This window comes from Streptomyces doebereineriae (assembly GCF_031845645.1).
Classification (GTDB): Bacteria; Actinomycetota; Actinomycetes; order Streptomycetales; family Streptomycetaceae; genus Streptomyces; species Streptomyces canus.
Genome location: NZ_JAVREZ010000619.1, coordinates 1 through 308, shown reverse-complemented (window position 1 = coordinate 308; position 308 = coordinate 1). Strand labels below are relative to the sequence as shown.

General features: G+C 67.5%; 1 protein-coding gene. It reads left to right on the top strand.

All coding sequences use genetic code 11. The features are described from left to right. Window positions 1-308: transposase (locus RNB18_RS53550; RefSeq protein WP_311721250.1), on the top strand; the 308-nt coding region annotated here is incomplete at both ends.

Here is a 308-nt window from a genome sequence, read left to right as displayed (position 1 = left end):
CCGCGAGCGGGTACGGCTTCGCAAGCCCCAACGGGCCACCCATTCCAGCTGGTCTTTCCACCAGCTGGGGCAGTTCATCGCGTACAAGGCCCGCAGGGCGGGGGTGCCGGTGATGCACGTCGATCCGGCGTACACCTCCCGCACCTGCGCCGAATGCGGCCACATCGACAAGGTGAACCGGGTCTCCCAGGCCTGGTTCGCGTGCCGGAGCTGCGGATTCGTTGATCACGCAGACCGCAACAGCTCCCGCAACATCCGCGCCAGAGCGTGGGAGTTGTGGAGATGCGGGGCCCAGTCAACGGCCCCTG